Below are 354 nucleotides of genomic sequence, written 5' to 3'. Positions count from 1 at the left end.
CTGATCGGACGGGAGCGCCGCCCACCCCTCGTCCTCGATCAGCCCGTCGCCCCACCGGATGTCCGAATCCGCCGTCAGGGCCGCCCCTGCGGCGAAGGTCACATCCTCCGAAACCGACCCGATCCCCGCATCGGATGTCGGGCTCGTGCCGGATGTCCGGCTCGGGTCCGTACTCCTCGCCTCGCGCGAGATCGGGGGTGCGGCGCACCCGGTCGCGACGGCCAAGAAGGCAGCCACGGCGATGACGGCAGGGATGCGGAGGGTGGTGCGATGAATTCGTCGAGTCATGCTGCGGGAGCCTAGGCAGTCGCCGCATCCGCCGATCCACGCCTGTGGATAACTGCCGACACCCAA

Annotated in this window: 1 protein-coding gene; it reads right to left on the bottom strand. The window is 69.5% G+C overall.

All coding sequences use genetic code 11. The features are described 5' to 3' along the window. Nucleotides 1-288: hypothetical protein (locus SB660_RS19330; protein ID WP_410583849.1), on the bottom strand; the 288-nt coding region annotated here is incomplete at its 3' end. Nucleotides 289-354: the final 66 nt, after the last annotated feature.

The organism is Bacillus sp. SIMBA_005, from assembly GCF_046535585.1.
Classification (GTDB): domain Bacteria; phylum Bacillota; class Bacilli; order Bacillales; family Bacillaceae; genus Bacillus; species Bacillus pumilus.
The sequence above is the reverse complement of the archived record's forward strand: the minus strand, read 5'-3'. Positions and strand labels throughout refer to the sequence as shown.